This is a genomic window from Pigmentiphaga sp. (assembly GCF_019689535.1).
GTDB lineage: Bacteria > Pseudomonadota > Gammaproteobacteria > Burkholderiales > Burkholderiaceae_B > Pigmentiphaga.
The window spans coordinates 1-19495 of sequence record NZ_JADGHH010000055.1; the positions used below are offsets into that span (position 1 = coordinate 1).

17 protein-coding genes are annotated in these 19495 nt (G+C 66.2%); 10 read left to right on the forward strand and 7 right to left on the reverse strand.

Annotated elements, in window-relative coordinates; genetic code table 11:
• From IRZ12_RS06900 to IRZ12_RS06925, 6 genes are all read left to right on the forward strand, one after another.
• Window positions 1-395: winged helix-turn-helix domain-containing protein (locus tag IRZ12_RS06900; protein WP_296466181.1), on the forward strand; the 395-nt coding region annotated here is incomplete at its 5' end.
• A 44-nt stretch (window positions 396-439) separates the two neighbouring features.
• Window positions 440-1648: a succinyldiaminopimelate transaminase gene (gene dapC / locus IRZ12_RS06905; protein ID WP_296466186.1), complete on the forward strand. Its 1209-nt coding sequence runs from the start codon at window positions 440-442 to the stop codon at window positions 1646-1648.
• Window positions 1649-1758: 110 nt separating this feature from the next.
• The gene (gene dapD, locus IRZ12_RS06910) at window positions 1759-2589 is read left to right on the forward strand and encodes a 2,3,4,5-tetrahydropyridine-2,6-dicarboxylate N-succinyltransferase (RefSeq protein WP_296466189.1); all 831 of its coding nucleotides are present in this window, start codon (window positions 1759-1761) and stop codon (window positions 2587-2589) included.
• A 24-nt stretch (window positions 2590-2613) separates the two neighbouring features.
• Window positions 2614-3744, forward strand: coding sequence for a succinyl-diaminopimelate desuccinylase (gene dapE, locus IRZ12_RS06915; RefSeq protein ID WP_296466192.1), 1131 nt, complete (start codon window positions 2614-2616; stop codon window positions 3742-3744).
• A 134-nt stretch (window positions 3745-3878) separates the two neighbouring features.
• On the forward strand, window positions 3879-4772 hold the full coding sequence (prmB, locus tag IRZ12_RS06920) for a 50S ribosomal protein L3 N(5)-glutamine methyltransferase (RefSeq protein WP_296466195.1): 894 nt from the start codon (window positions 3879-3881) through the stop codon (window positions 4770-4772).
• Window positions 4773-4781: 9 nt separating this feature from the next.
• Complete coding sequence (locus IRZ12_RS06925) at window positions 4782-6692, forward strand: ABC-F family ATP-binding cassette domain-containing protein (protein WP_296466198.1); 1911 nt, start codon at window positions 4782-4784, stop codon at window positions 6690-6692.
• A gap of 69 nt (window positions 6693-6761) precedes the next feature.
• Here the strand turns inward: IRZ12_RS06925 and IRZ12_RS06930 are convergent, their stop codons facing one another.
• The gene (locus tag IRZ12_RS06930; protein ID WP_296466201.1) at window positions 6762-8114 is read right to left on the reverse strand and encodes a TolC family outer membrane protein; all 1353 of its coding nucleotides are present in this window, start codon (window positions 8112-8114) and stop codon (window positions 6762-6764) included.
• Between the two features lie 58 nt (window positions 8115-8172).
• Window positions 8173-8883 carry a 4'-phosphopantetheinyl transferase superfamily protein gene (locus IRZ12_RS06935; protein ID WP_296466204.1) on the reverse strand — a complete coding sequence of 237 codons (711 nt, stop codon included), beginning with the start codon at window positions 8881-8883 and terminating at the stop codon, window positions 8173-8175.
• Window positions 8884-8926: 43 nt separating this feature from the next.
• Between IRZ12_RS06935 and IRZ12_RS06940 the strand changes: the two genes are divergently transcribed.
• Window positions 8927-9562: a hypothetical protein gene (locus IRZ12_RS06940; RefSeq protein ID WP_296466207.1), complete on the forward strand. Its 636-nt coding sequence runs from the start codon at window positions 8927-8929 to the stop codon at window positions 9560-9562.
• A gap of 69 nt (window positions 9563-9631) precedes the next feature.
• On the opposite strand, the gene xdhC is transcribed toward IRZ12_RS06940, so the two are convergent.
• From xdhC to xdhA, 3 genes are read right to left on the reverse strand one after another with little or no spacing between them, the layout of a single operon-like run.
• Complete coding sequence (gene xdhC, locus IRZ12_RS06945; RefSeq protein WP_296466210.1) at window positions 9632-10480, reverse strand: xanthine dehydrogenase accessory protein XdhC; 849 nt, start codon at window positions 10478-10480, stop codon at window positions 9632-9634.
• Entirely contained in the window at window positions 10477-12801 is a 2325-nt protein-coding gene (xdhB, locus tag IRZ12_RS06950; protein WP_296466213.1) for a xanthine dehydrogenase molybdopterin binding subunit, read from the reverse strand. Before xdhB ends, xdhC begins: the two co-directional genes overlap by 4 nt.
• 2 nt (window positions 12802-12803) lie before the next feature.
• Window positions 12804-14399, reverse strand: a complete 1596-nt coding sequence (xdhA, locus tag IRZ12_RS06955) for a xanthine dehydrogenase small subunit (RefSeq protein WP_296466216.1) — start codon at window positions 14397-14399, stop codon at window positions 12804-12806.
• Window positions 14400-14534: 135 nt separating this feature from the next.
• Here xdhA and IRZ12_RS06960 point away from each other — a divergent pair, with 135 nt between their 5' ends.
• On the forward strand, window positions 14535-15491 hold the full coding sequence (locus IRZ12_RS06960) for a LysR family transcriptional regulator (protein WP_296466220.1): 957 nt from the start codon (window positions 14535-14537) through the stop codon (window positions 15489-15491).
• Here IRZ12_RS06960 and uraH read toward each other — a convergent pair.
• A complete protein-coding gene (gene uraH, locus IRZ12_RS06965; protein ID WP_296466223.1) occupies window positions 15488-15841 on the reverse strand; it encodes a hydroxyisourate hydrolase in 354 nt (117 codons plus the stop codon). The genes IRZ12_RS06960 and uraH overlap by 4 nt on opposite strands.
• Before the next feature lie 181 nt (window positions 15842-16022).
• Here uraH and puuE point away from each other — a divergent pair, with 181 nt between their 5' ends.
• A complete protein-coding gene (gene puuE / locus IRZ12_RS06970) occupies window positions 16023-16964 on the forward strand; it encodes an allantoinase PuuE (RefSeq protein WP_296466226.1) in 942 nt (313 codons plus the stop codon).
• A gap of 8 nt (window positions 16965-16972) precedes the next feature.
• Window positions 16973-18766, forward strand: a complete 1794-nt coding sequence (locus IRZ12_RS06975; protein WP_296466229.1) for an allantoate amidohydrolase — start codon at window positions 16973-16975, stop codon at window positions 18764-18766.
• A gap of 24 nt (window positions 18767-18790) precedes the next feature.
• Here IRZ12_RS06975 and IRZ12_RS06980 read toward each other — a convergent pair.
• A partial coding sequence (locus IRZ12_RS06980; RefSeq protein WP_296466231.1) for a class II glutamine amidotransferase occupies window positions 18791-19495 on the reverse strand: 705 nt, incomplete at its 5' end.

Sequence of the window (19495 nt, forward strand, 5' to 3'; positions counted from 1 at the left end):
ACTCCGTACTGCGGGCCCTGCGCCAGCACCTGGATGCGCCGCGGCCACAGCCCAAAATAACGCCGCCCCCGCCCGCCACCTGGCGGCTCACCGCGCCGCCGCGACGCCTCGTCGACCCCCAAGAGCGTGCCCTGCCGCTCACGTTGACCGAATGGCAATTCATCAGCCTCCTGTTGCTGGCGCCGAACCGGGTCCTGACGTTCGAGCAATGGCAGGACACCTCGCTGCGCGACGGGTTGCGCCAGTCGCACAATGTGGCAGTGCTGGTGAGCCGCCTGCGCCGCAAGGCTGCGCATCGAGGCATCAAGTTGCCGCTGCAGGCGGTGCGGGGCGTGGGCTACACGTTTACCGAGCCGTGCGAGCGCACCAGGCAGGAATCCAAGCGCGCGGCCTGACCCCGGCGGCAAAAAAGCGCGGCGCCGAGGTTACAATCGCGCCCATGAATCCTCGTCTCGGGCTGCTCCAGCCCTACCCCTTCGAAAAGCTCCGCGCGCTGTACGCCGGTGTCGAGCCGCCCGCGAACCTGCGCCCCGTCAGCCTATCCATCGGCGAGCCCAAGCACGCCACGCCGGCCTTCATCGAAGACGCCGTGCGCCAGAATCTGTCCGGCCTCTCCAGCTACCCACCGACCAAAGGCTCTCCCGCCCTGCGGGCAGCCATCGCAGGGTGGCTGCAACGACGCTACGGGCTGCCGGCCGTCGATCCCGATACCCAGGTGCTGCCCGTGCTCGGCTCGCGCGAGGCATTGTTTGCCTTCGCCCAGCTCGTGGTCGACGATGCCAAACGGCCGCGGGTGCTGTGCCCCAACCCGTTCTACCAGATCTATGAGGGCGCGGCGCTGCTGGCAGGCGGCCGCCCGACCTTCGTCAACGCCGACCCGGCTCGCAACTTCGGCTGCGATTGGTCCTCGGTGTCGGACGAAGAGTGGAACGAAACCCGGCTGGTCTACGTATGCTCGCCCGGCAACCCGGCGGGCAACGTCATGGACCTGGAAGAATGGAAGTACCTGTTCGAGCAGGCCGACAAGTATGGGTTCGTCATCGCCTCGGACGAGTGCTACTCCGAAATTTACCTAGATGAATCGCAGCCGCCGCTGGGTGCGCTCGAAGCCGCCCACCGCCTGGGCCGCACGGATTTCCACAACATCGTGGTGTTTTCGAGCCTGTCCAAGCGCTCCAACGTGCCGGGAATGCGCTCGGGCTTCGTGGCCGGCGACGCCAAGCTATTGGCCCGGTTCCTGCTGTACCGGACCTACCACGGCAGCGCCATGAGCGCCGTCGTCGCGGCAGCGAGCATCGCGGCCTGGAACGACGAAGAGCACGTGCGCGAGAACCGGCGCATGTACCGAGAAAAATTCGAGGCCGTGCTGCCGATCCTGCAGGACGTGTTGGACGTCCAACGCCCCCAGGCTTCGTTTTATCTCTGGCCCCGTACGCCCATCGACGACGCGGAGTTCGCCCGCGGCCTGCTGGCGCAGGAAAACGTCACGGCGCTGCCTGGCAGCTTCCTGGCCCGCGAGACGCGCGCCGGCAATCCCGGCGCCAACCGCTTGCGCCTGGCGCTCGTGGCGCCGCTGGACGAATGCGTCGAGGCCGCCCACCGGCTGGCCCGCTACGCCCGCTCGCTGGCTGCCCCCCGCACGGCATGAATGCCTACGGCCCTCCTGGGGCGCGGGACGCCCGGCCTGCCTTGCCCGCGGACCGGGCCGGGCTCCGGCGCGGCGCTTTCTTTCTCTGATTTTTTTCCGGATATCCGACCATGAGCCAAGACCTCCAGAACATCATCGAACAAGCTTGGGAAGACCGTGCCTCGCTCTCGCCCGCATCCGCTCCCGCGCCGATCCGCGAAGCCGTCGATCACGTGTTGAACGCGCTGGACAAGGGTGAACTACGCGTGGCCGAAAAACAGAATGGCGACTGGCTCGTGCACCAATGGATCAAGAAGGCCGTGCTGCTTTCTTTCCGCCTGGAAGACAACGTCGTGATGGGCGCCGGCCCGGGCACGCCCCTGCAGTTCTTCGACAAAGTACCGAGCAAGTTCGCAGGCTACACCGACGCCGACTTCAAGCAAGGGGGCTTTCGCGTGGTGCCGCCCGCCGTCGCGCGCCGCGGCTCGTACATCGCCCGCAATGCGGTGCTGATGCCTTCCTACGTCAATATCGGCGCCTACGTCGACGAGGGCACCATGGTCGACACCTGGGCGACCGTGGGCTCCTGCGCGCAGATCGGCAAGAACGTCCACCTCTCCGGCGGCGTGGGCATCGGCGGCGTGTTGGAGCCGCTGCAGGCCAATCCCACCATCATCGAGGACAACTGCTTCATCGGCGCCCGCTCGGAAGTGGTCGAAGGCGTGATCGTGGAAGAAAACTCGGTGCTCTCCATGGGCGTCTTCATCGGCCAGAGCACCAAGATCTATAACCGCGAGACCGGCGAGATTCTCTACGGCCGCGTGCCCTCGGGCTCGGTGGTGGTGCCTGGTACCCTGCCCTCGCCCGACGGCAAGTACAGCCTGTATTGCGCCGTCATCGTCAAGCGCGTCGATGCGCAGACCCGTGCCAAGACCAGCATCAACGATTTGCTGCGCGCCTGATAGACCTTCATCCAACGCGTCCCCATGACTACTTCCGTTCTGTCCCTGGTTGAAGAGCTGATCCGCCGTCCCTCGGTGACTCCCGAGGACGAAGGCTGCCAGGCTTTGCTGATTGAACGCCTGACGGCGCGCGGATTCGCCTGCGAGACCATCGCCGGAGGCGGAGTGGTCAATTTGTGGGCGCGGCGCGGCACCGAAGGCCCACTGGTTGTCTTTGCCGGCCACACGGACGTAGTCCCGCCCGGTCCGCGCGAAAAATGGAACACCGACCCCTTCGTGCCCACCATCGTCGACGGGAACCTGTACGGGCGCGGGGCGGCCGACATGAAGAGCTCGATCGCCGCCTTCGTGGTGGCGGCCGAGGAGTTCATCGCGCATTGTCCCGACCACCCCGGATCGATCGGACTGCTGATCACCTCGGACGAAGAGGGCCCCGCGACCGACGGCACCGTGAAAGTCTGCGAATGGCTCTCGGCCCGCGGCGAGCAGTTGGACTACTGCATCGTCGGCGAACCCACCTCCTCGGTGCAGCTGGGCGACACCATCAAGAACGGCCGCCGCGGCTCGCTGTCCGGCCGGCTCGTGGTCAAGGGCATCCAGGGGCACGTGGCGTACCCGGAAAAGGCCCGCAACCCCATCCACCAGTGCGCCGGCGCGCTGGCCGAGCTCGCGGTGACCGAGTGGGACCGTGGCAACGAATATTTCCCGCCCACCACGTTCCAGATCTCTAATTTCCACAGCGGCACCGGCGCCACCAACGTAGTCCCCGGCGAGGCAGTGATCGATTTCAATTTCCGCTTCTCGACGGCCAGTACCGCCGATGAGCTGAAGAGCCGCGTCGCGGCCATCCTCGATCGGCACGGCCTCGAATACACCTTGGATTGGACCTTGAGCGGCCTGCCGTTCCTGACCCCCCGCGGCACGCTCTGCAGCGCCCTGGCGCAGGCCATCGCCGCCGAAGTCGGCATCGAGGCGGAGCTCTCTACCACGGGCGGCACGTCCGACGGGCGCTTCATTGCGCAGATCTGTCCCCAGGTCGTGGAGTTCGGGCCGGTCAACGCCACCATCCACAAGGTCAATGAGCACATTGCCGTTGACAGCCTGGAACCGCTGAAGAACATTTACCGACGCACGCTGGAAGCGTTGCTGAGATGAAGGCCCGCCCGACGCGCCGGAAGTTGCACGCCGGGGCCGCGCCGTAGGACTTGAAACGAAAACTGCGCTTCCCGCGCCGCTCCCCGGCCGCTCCGGCACGGCCAGCGCCGGGGCATGTTGAATCTGGACTCCCTATGCCCGCCCTCGACTACCATCCGCTGCGCACTGTCCGCGACTTGGTCCGCTACGCCGTCAGCCGGTTCAATGCCGCCGGCATCGCGCTGGGCCACGGTACCCTGGACGTTTATGACGAAGCCGTCTACCTGGTCCTGCACACGCTGCACCTGCCCATCGACCGGCTCGAACCTTTCATCGACGCCGCCGTGCTCGACGACGAGCGCCAGGCGGTGCTGGACATCATCGAACGCCGCATCACGGAACGCCGGCCCGCCCCCTATTTGACCCATGAGGCCTGGCTGCGCGGCCGACGTTTTTACGTGGACGAACGCGTCATCGTGCCACGCTCCTACATCGCCGAACTGCTGGACGACGGGCTCGCCCCCTGGATCGACGACCCCTACTCCGTAGAATGGGTGCTCGACATGTGCACCGGCTCCGGGTGCCTTGCCATCGCCGCAGCCGAGACCTTCCCGCACGCCCAGGTGGATGCGGTCGATATATCGCAAGACGCCCTGGATGTCGCGCGCATCAATGTCGACGACTACGGCCTTCAAGACCGCATCGCCCTCTACCAGTCGAACCTGTTCGAGCAACTGCCCCCTGCACAATACGATTTGATCTTGTGCAATCCGCCGTACGTCAACACAAGTTCGATGAATGCCCTTCCGCCCGAGTACCGCCATGAGCCCAGCATCGCGCTCGCCGGCGGCGCGGACGGCATGGACTTGATCCGGCCGCTGCTCGCGCAGGCGGCGGACTACCTCCAGCCGCACGGCATCCTGGTGCTGGAGCTAGGGCATGAAAAGGCCTATTTCGAACAGGCCTTCCCGCAGCTGGAACCCATTTGGCTGAGCACCTCCGGCGGAGACGACAAAGTGCTGCTACTCAGGCAGGACCAATTGGTCTGAGGCGACGGCATGATACGGGCATCAGGCATTACGCTGCGGCGCGGCACCAAAGTCCTCCTCGAAGGCGCGGACTTCGTGGTCCACCCGGGCGAACGCGTCGGCATCGTCGGGCCCAATGGCGCCGGCAAGTCCACGCTGTTCGCCCTCCTGAACGGCCAGCTCGATCCGGATGCCGGGGAGCTCGAGATCCCGGCCAGCTGGCGCATCGCCTCCATCGCCCAGGAAATCCACGATACGGACCGCGAGGCGCTGGATTTCGTCATCGACGGCGACACCCGGCTGCGTCGCCTCCAGGCCGAGCGCGACGCCGTGGATGCCGACCTCGATGGCCTGCGGCTGGCCGAACTGGAAGCCGAACTGGCCGATGCCGGGGCGTTTTCGGCCCAGTCCCGCGCCGAGCAATTGCTGGTCGGCCTGGGATTCCACCAGCACGAATTCCGCCAACCCGTGGCCAGCTTCTCGGGCGGCTGGCGCATGCGGCTGAACCTGGCGCGGGCGCTGATGGCGCCGTCGGACTTGCTCTTGCTGGACGAACCGACCAACCACCTGGATTTGGACGCCATGCTATGGCTGGAGCGATGGCTGGCGGCCTACCCGGGTACGGTGCTCGTGATTTCGCACGACACCGAATTCCTGGACGCGGTGGCGCGGACCATCCTGCATTTCGACCAGGCCAAGCTGGTACGCTACAAGGGCGGCTATGAGGACTTCCTGACGCAGCGCGCCGAGCGGCTGCGCCAAAGCCAGATCGCCTACGAAAAACAGCAGCGCGAGGCGGCTCACCTGCAGAGCTTCATCGACCGCTTCAAGGCCAAGGCCACCAAGGCCAAGCAGGCCCAGAGCCGGGTCAAGGCACTGGCCCGGATGCAGGCACTCGCGCCGGTACGGGCAGCCGCAGGCATCGACATCCGCATTCCCTCCCCTGACCACATGCCCGACCCCTTGCTGTCGCTCGACGGCGTGCAGGCGGGCTATCCCGGCAAGCCCATCCTCGACCGCGTGACGCTGTCGGTGCGTGCCGGCGCGCGGATCGGCATCCTCGGGGCCAACGGCGCAGGCAAGAGCACGCTGGTCAAGACCCTGGCCGGCGAACTCACCCCGCTCGCGGGCGAACGCAAGGCCGCCCGGGGGCTGGAAGTCGGCTATTTCGCCCAGCACCAGCTGGACATGCTCGACACCGAAGCCTCGCCACTGCTGCACCTGGCGCGCCTCGCGCCCGAAGCGCGCGAGCAGGACCTGCGCAATTACCTGGGGGGCTTCGGCTTTTCCGGCGACTTTGCCCTCTCCAAGGTCGGTCCCATGTCCGGCGGCGAAAAGGCCAGATTGGCCCTCGCGCTGGTCGTGTGGAAGAAACCCAACCTCCTGCTGCTCGACGAACCCAGCAACCACCTGGACGTGGACACGCGGGAAGCCCTGACCGAAGCGCTGGCCGAGTTCGAGGGCACCATGCTCCTCGTCTCGCACGACCGTCACTTGCTCCGGACCACCGTGGACAGCTTCTGGATCGTCGGCGACGGCGGCGTGCGCGAATTCGACGGCGACCTGGAGGACTACCGCGACTGGCTGGTCAATCGCCAGGGCGGCGTCGAGACCGCGCCGATGCAGGACTACGCTGCGGCCGACACGCCGGTCGACCGCAAGATGCAGCGGCGGCTCGAAGCCGAAACCCGGCAGCGGCTCTCCTCGCTGCGCAAACCGCTGGAGGCGCGACTCAAGAAGGTGGAAGAGGAGATGCAGAAGCTCGAGCAACGCAAGCGCGAGCTCGATGCGCTGATCGCCGACCCGGGCCTTTACGAAGACGCCCGCCGGGACGAACGCCTGCGCGTGCTGGCCGAGCACGGCGACCTGCAGAAACGGCTGGGTGAACTCGAGGAGGCGTGGCTGAGCCTGCAGGAAGAACTCGAGGCCATCAAGGCCTGAGGCAAGCGCGCCGGCCCGCACGCTCCGGCGCTAGTGAGCCGCCCGGCTCGCACCCCTGCGCCAACGCACTCATTGCAGCAACGCGTTGATCGCGACCACGTCGCTTTCACCCAGGATTCCCGACGCCTGTTTCAGCAAGAGATTGCTGAACACGAGCTGGTGACGCGCCACCGAATAGGCGATCTTTGCATTGAGCAGATTGGCCTGGCTGGTCAGGATGTCCAGTATGGTCTTGCTTCCGGCCCGATAGCTCGCCACCGAGGCGTCGAGCGCGGACTGTGCCGACTCCACCGCTGCGCGCGTGGCCTCCACCTGGCTGATGCCCGAGATCACGCTGCGGTAAGCGTTGCGCGCATTCGCGGCCACCGCGCGCCGCACGGCCTCACGCTGGTCCTGCGCTGCGTAGCGCTGGTACATGGCCTCGCGCGTCTGGGCCGTGGTCAGGCCTCCGGCGTAAATCGGTATCGTGAGCGTCACGCCCACCAGCGTATTGCCGGTCCGGGTCCAGGAGTATTCGTAGCCAGGCGGAATGGTTTCACCCGTCTCCGTCCCCCAAACACGCGTCATCGTGCGCCGGATCGTGCCGGTCAGCGTGGGCAGGTGTCCGGATGCGGCGGTCTTGACCTTGTAGTCGGCCGCCTCTACCGATTTGTCCGCCGCGGCGAGTTGAGGATTCCGCTCATACGCAAGCCGCACCCATGCTTCCATGTCGTCCGGATCCGGACGCAGCAACGGGATCCGATCGCGCAACGGCTTCAAGGGCCCGAAGTCCTTGCCGATGATCTGGCTCAGGCTCTCCCGGGCCATCTGGACGGAATTGCGGGCGGTGATGCTTTGTGCGACCGCGTTGTCGTACTGCGCCTGTGCCTGGTGCACGTCGGTCACCGTGGCCATGCCCGCCTGGTACAACTCCCTGGCTTGCTTGAGCTGCAAGGCCAGGGCTTTTTCATAGGCTTCGGAAAACTCCAGCTGCTCGGACGTCGTCAGCACGTTGAAATAGGCTTCGACCGTGCGCACGGCTAGGTCCTGCGACGCTGCGTCGTAGGAGTAATCCGCTCCCACCGCCGAGGCCTGCGCCCCGCGTAGCGTCGTGACGTTGGACCAATTGAACAACTGGATGTCCAGGCTGATGCCAGCGGCGCTGCTCCTGCCGCGGGTATATGTACTGGAATAAAGCAACCACGTATTGTTGAATTCGGTCGGCGCGGTCGTGCTTTCGCCGGTATTCTGCCGTGCCGCGGTATAGGTGGCATTGACTTGCGGCAGGAAAGCCGAGCGTGCCGCATTCACGCCTTCATGGGTGGCCTTGCGCGTGGCATCGGACGCGGCCAGCGTGGGATCGGCCTCGCGGGCCATGCGGTAGATCTCATAGAGATCTTCCGCGCACCCCGGCGCTGGCGCCGCCGCCAACGCAGCTGCCATCAATGCGGGCACCATCCGCAAGCCGGTTCTCAGGTGCCTGCGCCCGCTCGGACGGCGGTCATGAAGAACGGTATTCAATCTTGCGACCATGGGTAACATTGCTTCCGTCAGAAGAACTACACGCCGGACCGGTTCGCGCCGCCGCGCCCGCCCCAGGCCCGGCCCATGCTGGGAACGCCCCGGCCGGGGCAAAACCCAACAATGGCAGGCCCGTCCAGGCCCTTACCGAGAGCGCCTCGCCGCGCACCCCCGGCACCGCAACGGCAAGCCGGTAGCCGTCCTCGGGCGCATAGAGCCGGCACGCGCATGCCGCACGGACGTCGCCGCCGGATGCGTGATCGACGATGTGGGGTGGCCGCCCATCGACTTGGGCGGTAAAGCCATCCAGGGGGACGGACAAGCCGCGCCCCAGGGCCTTGACCCATGCTTCCTTCAGCGACCATATCTCGGTGAAGCACTCCGCCCTCCGCATGCCGACGCATGCGTGCAGCAGCGCCCGCTCGCGCTGGGAAAAGTTCGCATCCGCCAGCGCCAGCGCATCGATGCCGGCATCGACTCGCTCAACGTCTACGCCGACCTCTGCATCGAGGCAAACGGCCAGGACAGCCATGCCGCGGGTATGACTCAAATTGAAGTGGACCGGGAAGCGGTCTTGCGCACGGGAGCTTAGGGCAGGCTTGCCCCAGGCATTGCACTCGAAAGCCAGCGCGGCGGGAGCCAGCCCCGCATACCCCGCCAGCACCCCGCGCAGCAGCCCGTGCGCCAGCAAACTCCCCCATTGCCCGATTCACGAGGACCAGCCGGCTAGCGCCATGAAAAAAACACGCATCCTCATCGATCTGCTGGTCTATCTCGTCATTCCCCTTCTCGGCTGGAATCTCTTCCGCGGGCAAATCAGCGACTACTGGCTGATCACCCTGGGGCTGGTGCCGGGCCTCGTCTATACGGCGGCCACCGTGCTCATCGAGAAAACATGGAGCATCTCGGGCGTATTCCTGCTCGTGATGATCTCCCTGAACCTCGTCGTCAACCTACTCTCGTCGACGGCAACGCAAGCCATCTGGAATCCGGTGTGGCTCAGCGCGGCGACCATCGTGTTCTACGCCTTGACCATGGCGGCCAAGCGCCCCTTCGGCATTTTCTTTTTCATCGACTATGCCCATCGCATGGGCATGCCCCGGGATCGCGCCAAGCAGCTATACGGGCATTCGGTCAACATCGGGCACTTCTATAAATTCACCGCCTTCCTGATGCTGCGGGAAGTCGCCACCATCCTGGTGCGGGTGGTCGCGCTCCTGCTTTACGGCGTAGACGGATACAACCAGCTGAACATTTCGAATTCCATCGTCAACTACGCCTTTACCGGGTTGACGGTGGTCTACGTGATGTACATCCTACGGAACATGGATCACTCCGTGCTTCCGCCGCAGGCTGCCGCGGCCGCATGATGCGGCAAGAAGCCACGCTGAGCGCCTTGGTTGCCGTTTGCTTACATAGGGGCGGGCGAATGATCGGACCTACTTTTGTGCGTCCTTGAGCGCCTGCACCACCGCCAGCAGCTGGGCGGCGACCGACACCGCGATCACGCCGGGCAGCTTGCCCGACAGATGCGGCAGCCCCACCGGGCACGTCAGGCGGGCGATGCTGGCCTCGTCCATGCCGCGTGCGCGCAACCTGCGCTCGAAGGTGGCCCGTTTGGTCGCCGAGCCGATGAGACCGCAATATGCCGCATTGCCCCGCTCCAAGACAGTGCGCACGATGTCGAAGTCCAATGCGTGACTATGGGTCATCACGAGATGCAGGGCTCCGGCCGGCGCCGTCGCCGCTTCCGATGCGGCATCGTCGGTCGATACAGGTCGCACGTGCGAGGGCAACGGTTCGGGAAAAACGTCGTCGCGCGTATCGATCCAGCGGATCCGGAACGGCAGCGGCAGCATGACGTGGACCAGCGCGCGGGCCACGTGGCCCGCGCCATAGAGCCAGAGCTCGTGCGGCCGTGCCTCCATCGCGGACAGCATGGGCACCGCAGCGGCAGGATCGAACACCACGGAAAATCCCAGCTCCACGCTGCCGCCGCAACACTGCCCCAGGCTGGGTCCGAGCGCGAATCGGCGGATTTCATCGGCCGGTGCGACGCCCTCCTCGGTGCTCCGCGCCAAGAGGGCTCGCGCATGCCGGATTGCTTCGTACTCAAGATGGCCGCCCCCTATGGTGCCGGCCACGCCCTGTCCGGCCACCAGCATCGCTGCATCCGTGCCGCGCGGCACGCTGCCCCGCACGCCCAGTATCCTGACCAGGCACAACGGCCCGGGTGCGGTGCGCGCGAAATCAGCCAGCCCTTCGGGCAATAGCGGAGCGCCCGTCATTGCTCCACCGCCCGCAATACTGCTTCGGGCGTCGCGGGCGCCGACAAAGGCACGGGCCCGTAGCGACCGCGCTCGCGCCTGGCGGCGGCCACGGCGTCGCGTATGGCGAAGAAGGCCGCAAAGCCCAGCATGAAAGGCGGCTCTCCGACGGCCTTGGATCCGTAGACGTTGTCTTCGCGATTGGGCTCGGGCCAAAATGCGACGCGGAATTCGGCGGGGACGTCGCCGGCCGTCGGGATCTTGTAGGTCGACGGCGCATGCGTGGCGAGCCGCCCGTCCCGGGTCCACACCAGCTCCTCCGATGTCAGCCAGCCCACGCCCTGCACGAATCCCCCTTCGACCTGCCCGAGGTCGATGGCGGGATTGATGGACCGCCCCACGTCGTGCAGGATGTCCACGCGCAATAGTTTGGTTTCGCCAGTAAGGAGGTCCACCGCTACTTCCGCTGCCGCGGCGCCGTAAGCAAAGTAATAGAACGGCATGCCGCGCAGCGTCTGCGGGTCGTAGTGAATCTTCGGCGTGGCGTAATAGCCGTCTGACCACAACGCGATGCGGGCAGCGTAGGCGGCCTTGGCGACCTCGGCAAACTCCAGTTCCGCACCCGGAATCTTCACCTTGCCGTGGCGGATGGACACGTCGGAGACATCAATGCCATGTTTTCCGGCAACGTAGGCGCGGAGCCTATCCCGGATTTCCCGCGCCGCGAATTCGGCCGCGCGCCCATTCAGGTCCGTGCCGCTCGATGCCGCAGTCGCCGAAGCATTGGGCACCTTGCCGGTATCGGTAGCCGTGATGCGCACGCGCTCGAGAGGCACGCCCAAGGTGTCGGCAACGATCTGGCACACCTTGGTGTGCAGCCCTTGCCCCATTTCCGTCCCGCCATGGTTGACGGACACCGAACCATCCGTATAGACGTTCACCAAAGCCCCCGCCTGGTTGAACATCGTGGCGGTGAACGAAATGCCGAACTTGACGGGCGTGAGCGCCAGGCCGCGCTTGATCACCGGGCTGCCCGCATTCCATGCGTCGATGGCCGCGCGTCGGGCGGCGTACCGGCAATCGGCTTCGAGGCGCGCGATCAATTGCGGCAGGATGTTGTCGGTCACCTGCATGCCGTAGGGCGTACGGTCGCGCGGCGCCTCCCCGTAAAGATTCACGCGCCGCACGGCCAGGGGATCGAGACCGAGATGGCGCGCGATGTCGTCCATCACGGCTTCGATCATGCCTATGCCCTGCGGTCCACCGAAGCCCCGGAAAGCCGTATGCGACTGCGTGTTCGTCTTGCAGCGATAGCTGTGGATCGCCACCGCGGGCAAATAATAGGCGTTGTCGGCATGGAAGATGGCGCGATCGGCGATGGGGCCGGAGAGGTCCGCCGAAAAGCCGCAGGCCGCAGCCTGCAGCAAGTCCAGGCCCAATATGCGGCCCGCGTCGTCGAAGCCGACCTTCCAGCGCCCGATGAAAGGATGGCGCTTGCCAGTGATCAGGAAATCGTCGTCGCGATCGAGGCGCATCTTGCATGGCGCGTTGCAAACCTTCGCCGCCACCGCGGCCCATACCGCGACATGCCCGGCCTGCGTTTCTTTCCCGCCGAAGCCGCCCCCCATGCGCCGGCACTCGACCTGGACCGAGTGCGCAGGTACGCCTAGCGCGTCAGCGACCCAGTGCTGCACTTCCCCCGGGTGCTGGGTGGAAGAAAGCACTTTCATCGTGCCGTCTTCACCCGGCAGGGCGAACGCAATCTGCCCCTCCAGGTAGAACTGCTCCTGGCCACCCAAGGCAATCTCTCCTTCGAGCCTATGCGGGGCGGCGGCCAGCGCGGCGTCGACATCGCCTTCGACCAGGTGCACCGGCGGCAGCACCCAAGACTGGGCCGCCAGGGCCTCGTCGATGGTCAATATGGCCGGCAGCGGCTCGATGTCGAGCTTGACCGCCCGGGCGGCGACCCGGGCCGCCTTTGCGCCGGCGGCGACCACCAGGGCAACCGGCTGCCCCAGATACGACACCGTATCGACCGGCAAGACGGGTTCGTCATGCTTGGGGCCGAGCACGTTGCCGGCAGGCAAGTCCGATGCGGTCACCACCCGCAACACGCCTGGCATGGCCAGGGCGGCCGAAGCGTCGATGCCCCGCAGCCGGCCGTGCGCAATGTTCGACAAGACGGGAGCCACGAACAGCGTGCCGCGCGGCTCGGGCAGGTCGTCCACATACAGGGCTTGCCCACTGACGTGCAGGTGCGCCGCCTCGTGCCGCGCCGGCGTGCCGCACGAGGCCGGTTCGGCCTCCACGTTGAAAATCCCCGGATGGTCCGGCGCATTCATGGCTATACCTCCAAAGGCGCCAAGCTACCAATGCGCAGCACCCCGGCCCCGCCGGCAAGGCCCAGGCATGAGCGCAGCACCAGATTGGCCGCGGCCCGCCGCCGATATGCCGCGCTGGCGCGGTGGTCATCGATAGGCTCGAACTCGTCGTGCATGGTTTGCCAAACCCGCCGCATTTCCGCGCTATCACGCGACCCGAGCCGGTCGACGGCGAGCCCGACCAAGGCTCGCTCGGTATTGGACGCGCGGCTGGATACCGCGGCCATGCCGCCGACGCCGATGCCCGCCGCGGCGATGCGTCCTCCTTCCACCCGAAGCGCCGTCGCAACGGCCACGGCACTGATGTCCTGTTCCGGGCGCTTGGAAAGCTTCCACGCGTGCACGGCAACATCGGGACCCGGAATCGGCACGCGCACTGCACGCACGAACTCGCCGCGCTGCAATGCGTTTTTCTGGTATCCGAGATAAAACTCCGTGAGTGGCAATACGCGCTCCGTACCTTGCCGATGCAGGACGACCGAGCCGCCCAATGCAATCAGCCAGGGCGCTGCGTCGCCGATCGGCGACCCGTTGGCAAGGTTACCGACCAAGGTTGCGCCGTTGCGCACGGGCACCGAGGCGAAACGATCGAAGTATTCGGCGCAATCCGGAAAAAGCGGCGCCAAGGCGTCCCAGGCTTCGGACACTGTCACGGCCGCGCCGATCTCCAGGCTCGCCGTTTCCTTGCCCCAGCGTTCGGTCGCGATGGGGTCGCGCTCCATCCTCCCGATGACCGCCAGCTCACGGACGCCACCTATCCAGAGCAGGTCGCCGAGGCTACGATGCTGCTTGGTCACCCACAGCCCGACATCGGTCGAGCCGGCCACGATGCGGCTCTCCGGCCAGGCAGCGCGCAAGGCTGCAAATTGTGCGAGGGTGCGCGGTGCGAAAAACCGTCCTCGCCCGTGGCCGTCGAACCCAGCCTTCGCTTCGGCCGGCATCCACGCCCCGTCGTCGGTCGCCACCTGCTCCAGTCGCCCCTTGAGTTCGTCCTCGGGCTCGCCTTGCCAAGGCGGACGGCACATGGCTTGCGCGGCATCCAGGATGGGACGATACCCCGTGCAGCGGCACAGGTTGCCCGACAAGGCCCGCACCGCCTCGGCCCGTGTCACGCATGCGTCACCGGCCCAGCGCTTGGTTTCGTACAAGGCGTAGAGCGACATCACGATGCCCGGCGTACAGAAGCCGCACTGCGAGCCGTGGCAATCCACCATGGCCTGCTGCACCGGATGCAGGGCGCCGGGCGCGCCGATGTCGCCGGCCGTCACGAGCACCTTGCCGTCCAAGGTCGCGACGGGTTGGATGCAGGCATTGATGGCGCGGGTCCGGGGCCGGCCACTTGCGTCGAGGTCGGTCACGGCTACCGTGCACGCGCCGCAGTCCCCTTCGGCGCACCCCTCCTTGACCGCACAGCAGCCGGCTGCCTCTCTGAGCCATTCCAGCACCGTCAACGCAGGTGGCAGGCCGTCTAGCTCGACGCGCCGCCGCCCATGCCAGAAACGGACCGGACGCACCTGCACGGCGGGTGATTCCGCCTCAATGGAAAGATCGGAAGACATAGCGTTCTACCAGGAGTGCCGCCCCGCCGTCCGCGGGGCGTTTTTCCTCTCAAACATACGCGCCTTGCGGCCGGTTATCATCTGTATATCCATATAATCAATATTCGCCTCTGCGAATGAAAGGCGGGACACGCCATGCCGCACTCCCCCACTCCGGCCAGCCTCGCAGGCACCGACCTGTCGCAGCTCAACCTGACCGATATCCAGGCCTTCGTCACGCTGCTCGACACGCTGAACGTTTCACGCGCCGCCATAAGATTGGGCATGGGGCAGCCCCAGCTTTCCACGAGATTGGCCCGCCTGCGCCGGCTAACCGGCGACGTGCTCTTCGTCCGCGGACCCGGAGGGGTCGTGCCGACCGCCACGGCGCAATCCCTCGAAGCGCCTGCACGCGAATTGCTCGCACAGGCCGAGCACTTCCTTGCACCGGCTGCCGACTTCGACCCCCAGCGAGCCCGTGGCGTGCTGCATCTGGCCGCCCCGGATTACCTCGACCCCATGCTGCTGCCGCGCCTGGCCGGCCGCCTGCGCGCCTTGGCGCCCAGCCTGTCGCTGAGCGTGCATCCGCTGACCGATGACCTGGACTACGCGCAGAAACTTGCGGACGGAAGACTGGATTTGGTGATCGCGAACTGGCCCGACCCCCCCGCGCAATTGCATCGCCTGCCCCTGATGGAAGACGAACTCGTCGTCATGATGGGCAATCACCATCCTCTGGCACGACGGCCCCTGACAGTGCAGGCCTACCTGCAAGCCCGGCACGCCGCGCCGACTGCCATGCGTCCCGGGCTGCGCAGCACCGTAGATGCGCTGCTGGCACGCCTGGGACACGCACGGGAGATCGTGCTCGAGTGCCCGGTATTCAGCCTCATCCCCTACGTCCTGACCCAAACCGACTTGCTATTGACCACGGGCAGGCGCTTTACCGCGTTCTTCGAAAGCTCGCTGCCCGTGCGAGTCGTGCCACTCCCGCTGCCGTTGCCGCCGCTGCAGTATTACCTGCTGTGGCATCCGCGCACCCGGCGCGACGGCCCCATCAAATGGCTGCGCGAGCAGATCGTCGCGTGCGTGCGGCCTGCTCCCGGGCCTTAGCTACCCCGGTAGGTGCTCCAGTTCCAGGGGCCGACGAGCAAAGGAACGTGATAGTGCTGGGCGGGATCGGCAACGCCGAAGTCAAGCACGACGCGGCCCACGAAGCGCGGCTCGGGTAGCGACAGCCCTTTGCGTTCGAAATACTCACCCGCCTCGAACGCCAGGCGGTAGACGCCTGCCACCAATTCATCCCCTTCGACCAGCGGCGCATCCACGCGCCCGTCGTGATTGGTGACGGCCTCGCGCAGGAAAACAGGTTGGTCGTCGACCAGGCGGTACAGCGCGACGCGCATCCCGACTGCAGGACATCCGTTGGCGGTATCAAGGACGTGGGTGGTCAGTTTTCCCATGGAAACCCTTTCATGGAGAAGATGGAGCAAGGCGCATGCAGGCGATGGTTCTTGGCGCAGACAAAAGTGTATATAGTTTCATCGACGACGACATCAAAAACGCGCACCCCTGACTCCTCGCGGGAACGCCGAGGCATGCTCCCGCATGAGGTGCGCGTTCCCACCTTTCGCTGCACATGCCATGAATGCATATCCCCGCGACATGATCGGCTACGGCCGCAACCTCCCCGACGCCCGCTGGCCCAATCGCGCGCGCGTCGCCGTGCAATTCGTGCTGAATTACGAGGAAGGGGCCGAGAACCACGTCCTGCATGGCGACCCCACCTCCGAGCAGTTCCTGTCGGAGATCATCGGCGCCGCGGCATATCCCGCGCGCCACATGAGCATGGATTCCATCTACGAATACGGATCCCGCGTCGGCGTGTGGCGCATTCTGCACGAGTTCGAACGCAGGCACCTGCCGCTCACCATCTTCGGTTGCGCCATGGCGCTCGAACGCAACCTCGAGGCAACGGCCGCCTTCCTGGAGCAGGGCCATGAGATTGCCTGCCACGGCTGGCGCTGGATCCATTACCAAAACGTAGACGAAGCCACGGAGCGCGACCACATGCACCGCGGCACGGAAATCATTCGCCGGCTGACCAACGGGGCCTGGCCGCTCGGCTGGTATACCGGCCGCGACAGCCCCAATACGCGCCGACTGCTGGTCGAACAGGGCGACTATCTGTACGACAGCGATTACTACGGCGACGACCTGCCGTTCTGGACCGAGGTCGAGACCTCCTCCGGCGAGCGCAAGCCTCACCTCGTGGTCCCGTATACGCTCGATGCCAACGACATGCGCTTTGCCACGCCACAGGGCTTCAATACGGCTGATCATTTCTATCAATACCTGCGCGATGCGTTCGACGTCCTCTACGCCGAAGGCGCAGACAAGCCGCGCATGATGTCCATCGGCATGCATTGCCGGCTGCTCGGCCGGCCTGGCCGCTTCCGGGCTCTACAGCGTTTCCTCGACCACATCGAGAAGCACCCGGACGTCTGGGTGTGCCGCCGCATCGACATCGCACGGCACTGGAAGCAGGAACACCCGTACGCTCCGGCCGCCATCGCCGGGGAGTGATTTCAACCATGACCGCATCCCTCACCCTCGACGTTCTCAACGCCACCAGCGCCGCGCGCTTCGTGCAATTCCTCGACGGCCTGTACGAGCACAGCCCCTGGGTACTGGAACGCACGGCCGCCAAGCGTCCGTTCGCTTCAGTCGCGGCACTCAAGTACGCCCTCGCCCAGACGGTGCGCGAGGCCAGCCGCGAGAAGCAACTGGCGCTCATACGCGCCCACCCCGAGCTCGCTGGCCGCGCGGCCGTGGCCGGCCAGCTCACCGAAGACTCCGCCGGCGAACAGGCGCGTGCCGGGCTCACGCAGTGCACGCCCGAGGAGTTCGAACTGCTGCAGCAGCTCAACGCCGCCTACAACAGCCGCTTCGGCTTTCCGTTCATCATCGCGGTGCGCGGCCCCACGGGTGCCGGACTGAGCCGCTACGACATCATGGCGGCGATGGAGCGCAGGCTGCGCAATGCGCCCGACCAAGAGTTCGCGGAAGCCTTGCGGCAAATCGACCGCATCGCGGAAATCCGGCTGGCGGACCGTCTGTCGCTCACGCGCCCCTACGGCGATGCAGTCATGGCGTGGGCCGAGGCGCTCGCCGTGCATTCCGATTCGCCCGACCATCTCACCTGCACGTACCTGACGCCCGCCCACCGCGCCGTCGCGGCGCGCATCCAGGCCTGGATGACAGAGGCCGGCTTCGACAGCGTTTACCAGGACGCGGCCGGCAATGTGGTGGGCCGGTACCGCGCCGCCCCCACCGACGCTTCGCCGCCCTTGCTCGCCACCGGCAGTCATTACGACACCGTACGCAACGCGGGCAAGTACGACGGGCGCCTGGGCGTGCTGCTACCCATCGCCGTCGTGGCCGACCTCAAGCGCCGCAATCGACGTTTCCCCTTCGACCTCGATGTCGTGGCCTTTGCGGAGGAAGAGGGCGTGCGCTACGGCAGCACGTTCCTGGGGTCATCGGCCTACATCGGGCGCTTCGACGCGAACCTGCTCGACGCGCTCGACGCCTCCAACGTCAGCATGCGGGAAGCCATGCAGCTGGCGGGGCTCGATCCCGAGCAGCTGGGCAAGGCCGCTGCAGACACATCCCGCCTCGTGCATTATTTCGAAGTCCACATCGAGCAAGGCCCCGTCTTGCTCGAGCGCAATCTTCCGGTGGGCGTGGTGACGTCAATCGCAGGCAGCGTGCGTCGCCTCGTAACACTGACCGGCGTGGCGGGCCACGCGGGCACCACCCCCATGGACATGCGCCGCGACGCCGCATGCGCTGCGGCGGAAATCGTGCTGGCAGTCGAGCGGCGATGCGCGCAAGCGCCCTCGCTGGTGGGCACGGTCGGCATCCTGAACGTGCCCGAGGGGTCGGTCAACGTCATCCCGGGAACCTGCACGCTGTCGCTCGACATCCGGGCTGCCGACAATGCCGTGCGCGACGCGGCGTTGGCCGACATCGAGCGGGAGATCGCCGCCATCTGCGCGCGCCGCGGGGTTTCCGCGACGACCGAAGAACTGGTGCGCGCCGCAGCCGCGCCCTGCGCCCGCAAGCAGATGGACATGTGGTCGCGCGCCATCGCCGAACGTGGCTTGCCCGTGCTGGAACTGCCATCTGGCGCGGGGCACGACGCCATGAAAATGGCCGAGGCCACCTCGATCACCATGCTGTTCACCCGCTGCGGAAACGGCGGCATCAGCCACAATCCGCTCGAAACCATGACGGCGGACGACGCCCAGCTGGCAGGCGAGCTGATGCTGGATTTCCTGGAACAAATGGCAGGCTCCCTCGCTGCCGAGCGATCGCCCGCCTGAGCGCTCGGCGCCCGCCGCGCCGGGCTACGGGCTGACGCGCCGGGCCAGCACGGGAGCTCCGTCCACGAACACCCTCAACTCGCCCTTCTCGAAGCCGCGCCAGGCCTCGTTCGCGGTCAGCGGCTCGGTGACGATGACGGCGACGCGGTCGTCGGGCGTGGTCACTTCGGAGAAATCTACCGTCATGTCATCGTCCGACAGGCTTGCGGTGGCAAACGGATGTTGGCGGATGATGTAGTGCAGCCGCGTCGAACAATGCGCGTACAGCGCCGCCCCGTCGGACAGCATGTAGTTGAACGTGCCGTGCGCGGCGATCCCGGCGGTCAGCTCGCCCAGTGCTTCGGCCAGCGCCTCGGCGCCGGGATGGCTGGGAAACCGCCGGCTCACGTTTTGCAGGATCCAGCAGAACGCGCGTTCGCTGTCGGTGTCACCGACGGGACGATACGGACCATCGAGCCGCGGGTGATAGTCGATGAGGTCGCCGTTGTGCGCGAACACCCAATATCGGCCCCATAGCTCGCGCACGAAAGGGTGGCAGTTCTCCAGAGCCACCCTGCCGACCGTCGCCTTCCGAATGTGGGCGATGACATTGCGCGAGCGTATCGGATAGCGCCGGATCAGATCTGCCACCGGCGACACCAGCGCGGGCTCATGGTCCACGAAGTGCCGGACCCCTGCCCCTTCGAAGAAGGCGATTCCCCACCCATCCACGTGCTCTCCTGTCCGCCC

Bases quoted from the DNA above. Each gene is read 5' to 3' on its own strand.
- prmB (WP_296466195.1), top strand. From the start codon at position 3,879: ATGCCCGCCCTCGACTACCATCCGCTGCGCACTGTCCGCGACTTGGTC.
- xdhB (WP_296466213.1), bottom strand. From the start codon at position 12,801: ATGAATGCGCCGGACCATCCGGGGATTTTCAACGTGGAGGCCGAACCG.
- IRZ12_RS06930 (WP_296466201.1), bottom strand. From the start codon at position 8,114: ATGGCAGCTGCGTTGGCGGCGGCGCCAGCGCCGGGGTGCGCGGAAGAT.
- IRZ12_RS06975 (WP_296466229.1), top strand. From the start codon at position 16,973: ATGACCGCATCCCTCACCCTCGACGTTCTCAACGCCACCAGCGCCGCG.
- xdhA (WP_296466216.1), bottom strand. From the start codon at position 14,399: ATGTCTTCCGATCTTTCCATTGAGGCGGAATCACCCGCCGTGCAGGTG.
- puuE (WP_296466226.1), top strand. From the start codon at position 16,023: ATGAATGCATATCCCCGCGACATGATCGGCTACGGCCGCAACCTCCCC.
- IRZ12_RS06925 (WP_296466198.1), top strand. From the start codon at position 4,782: ATGATACGGGCATCAGGCATTACGCTGCGGCGCGGCACCAAAGTCCTC.
- uraH (WP_296466223.1), bottom strand. From the start codon at position 15,841: ATGGGAAAACTGACCACCCACGTCCTTGATACCGCCAACGGATGTCCT.
- dapC (WP_296466186.1), top strand. From the start codon at position 440: ATGAATCCTCGTCTCGGGCTGCTCCAGCCCTACCCCTTCGAAAAGCTC.
- dapD (WP_296466189.1), top strand. From the start codon at position 1,759: ATGAGCCAAGACCTCCAGAACATCATCGAACAAGCTTGGGAAGACCGT.
- IRZ12_RS06960 (WP_296466220.1), top strand. From the start codon at position 14,535: ATGCCGCACTCCCCCACTCCGGCCAGCCTCGCAGGCACCGACCTGTCG.
- dapE (WP_296466192.1), top strand. From the start codon at position 2,614: ATGACTACTTCCGTTCTGTCCCTGGTTGAAGAGCTGATCCGCCGTCCC.
- xdhC (WP_296466210.1), bottom strand. From the start codon at position 10,480: ATGACGGGCGCTCCGCTATTGCCCGAAGGGCTGGCTGATTTCGCGCGC.
- IRZ12_RS06940 (WP_296466207.1), top strand. From the start codon at position 8,927: ATGAAAAAAACACGCATCCTCATCGATCTGCTGGTCTATCTCGTCATT.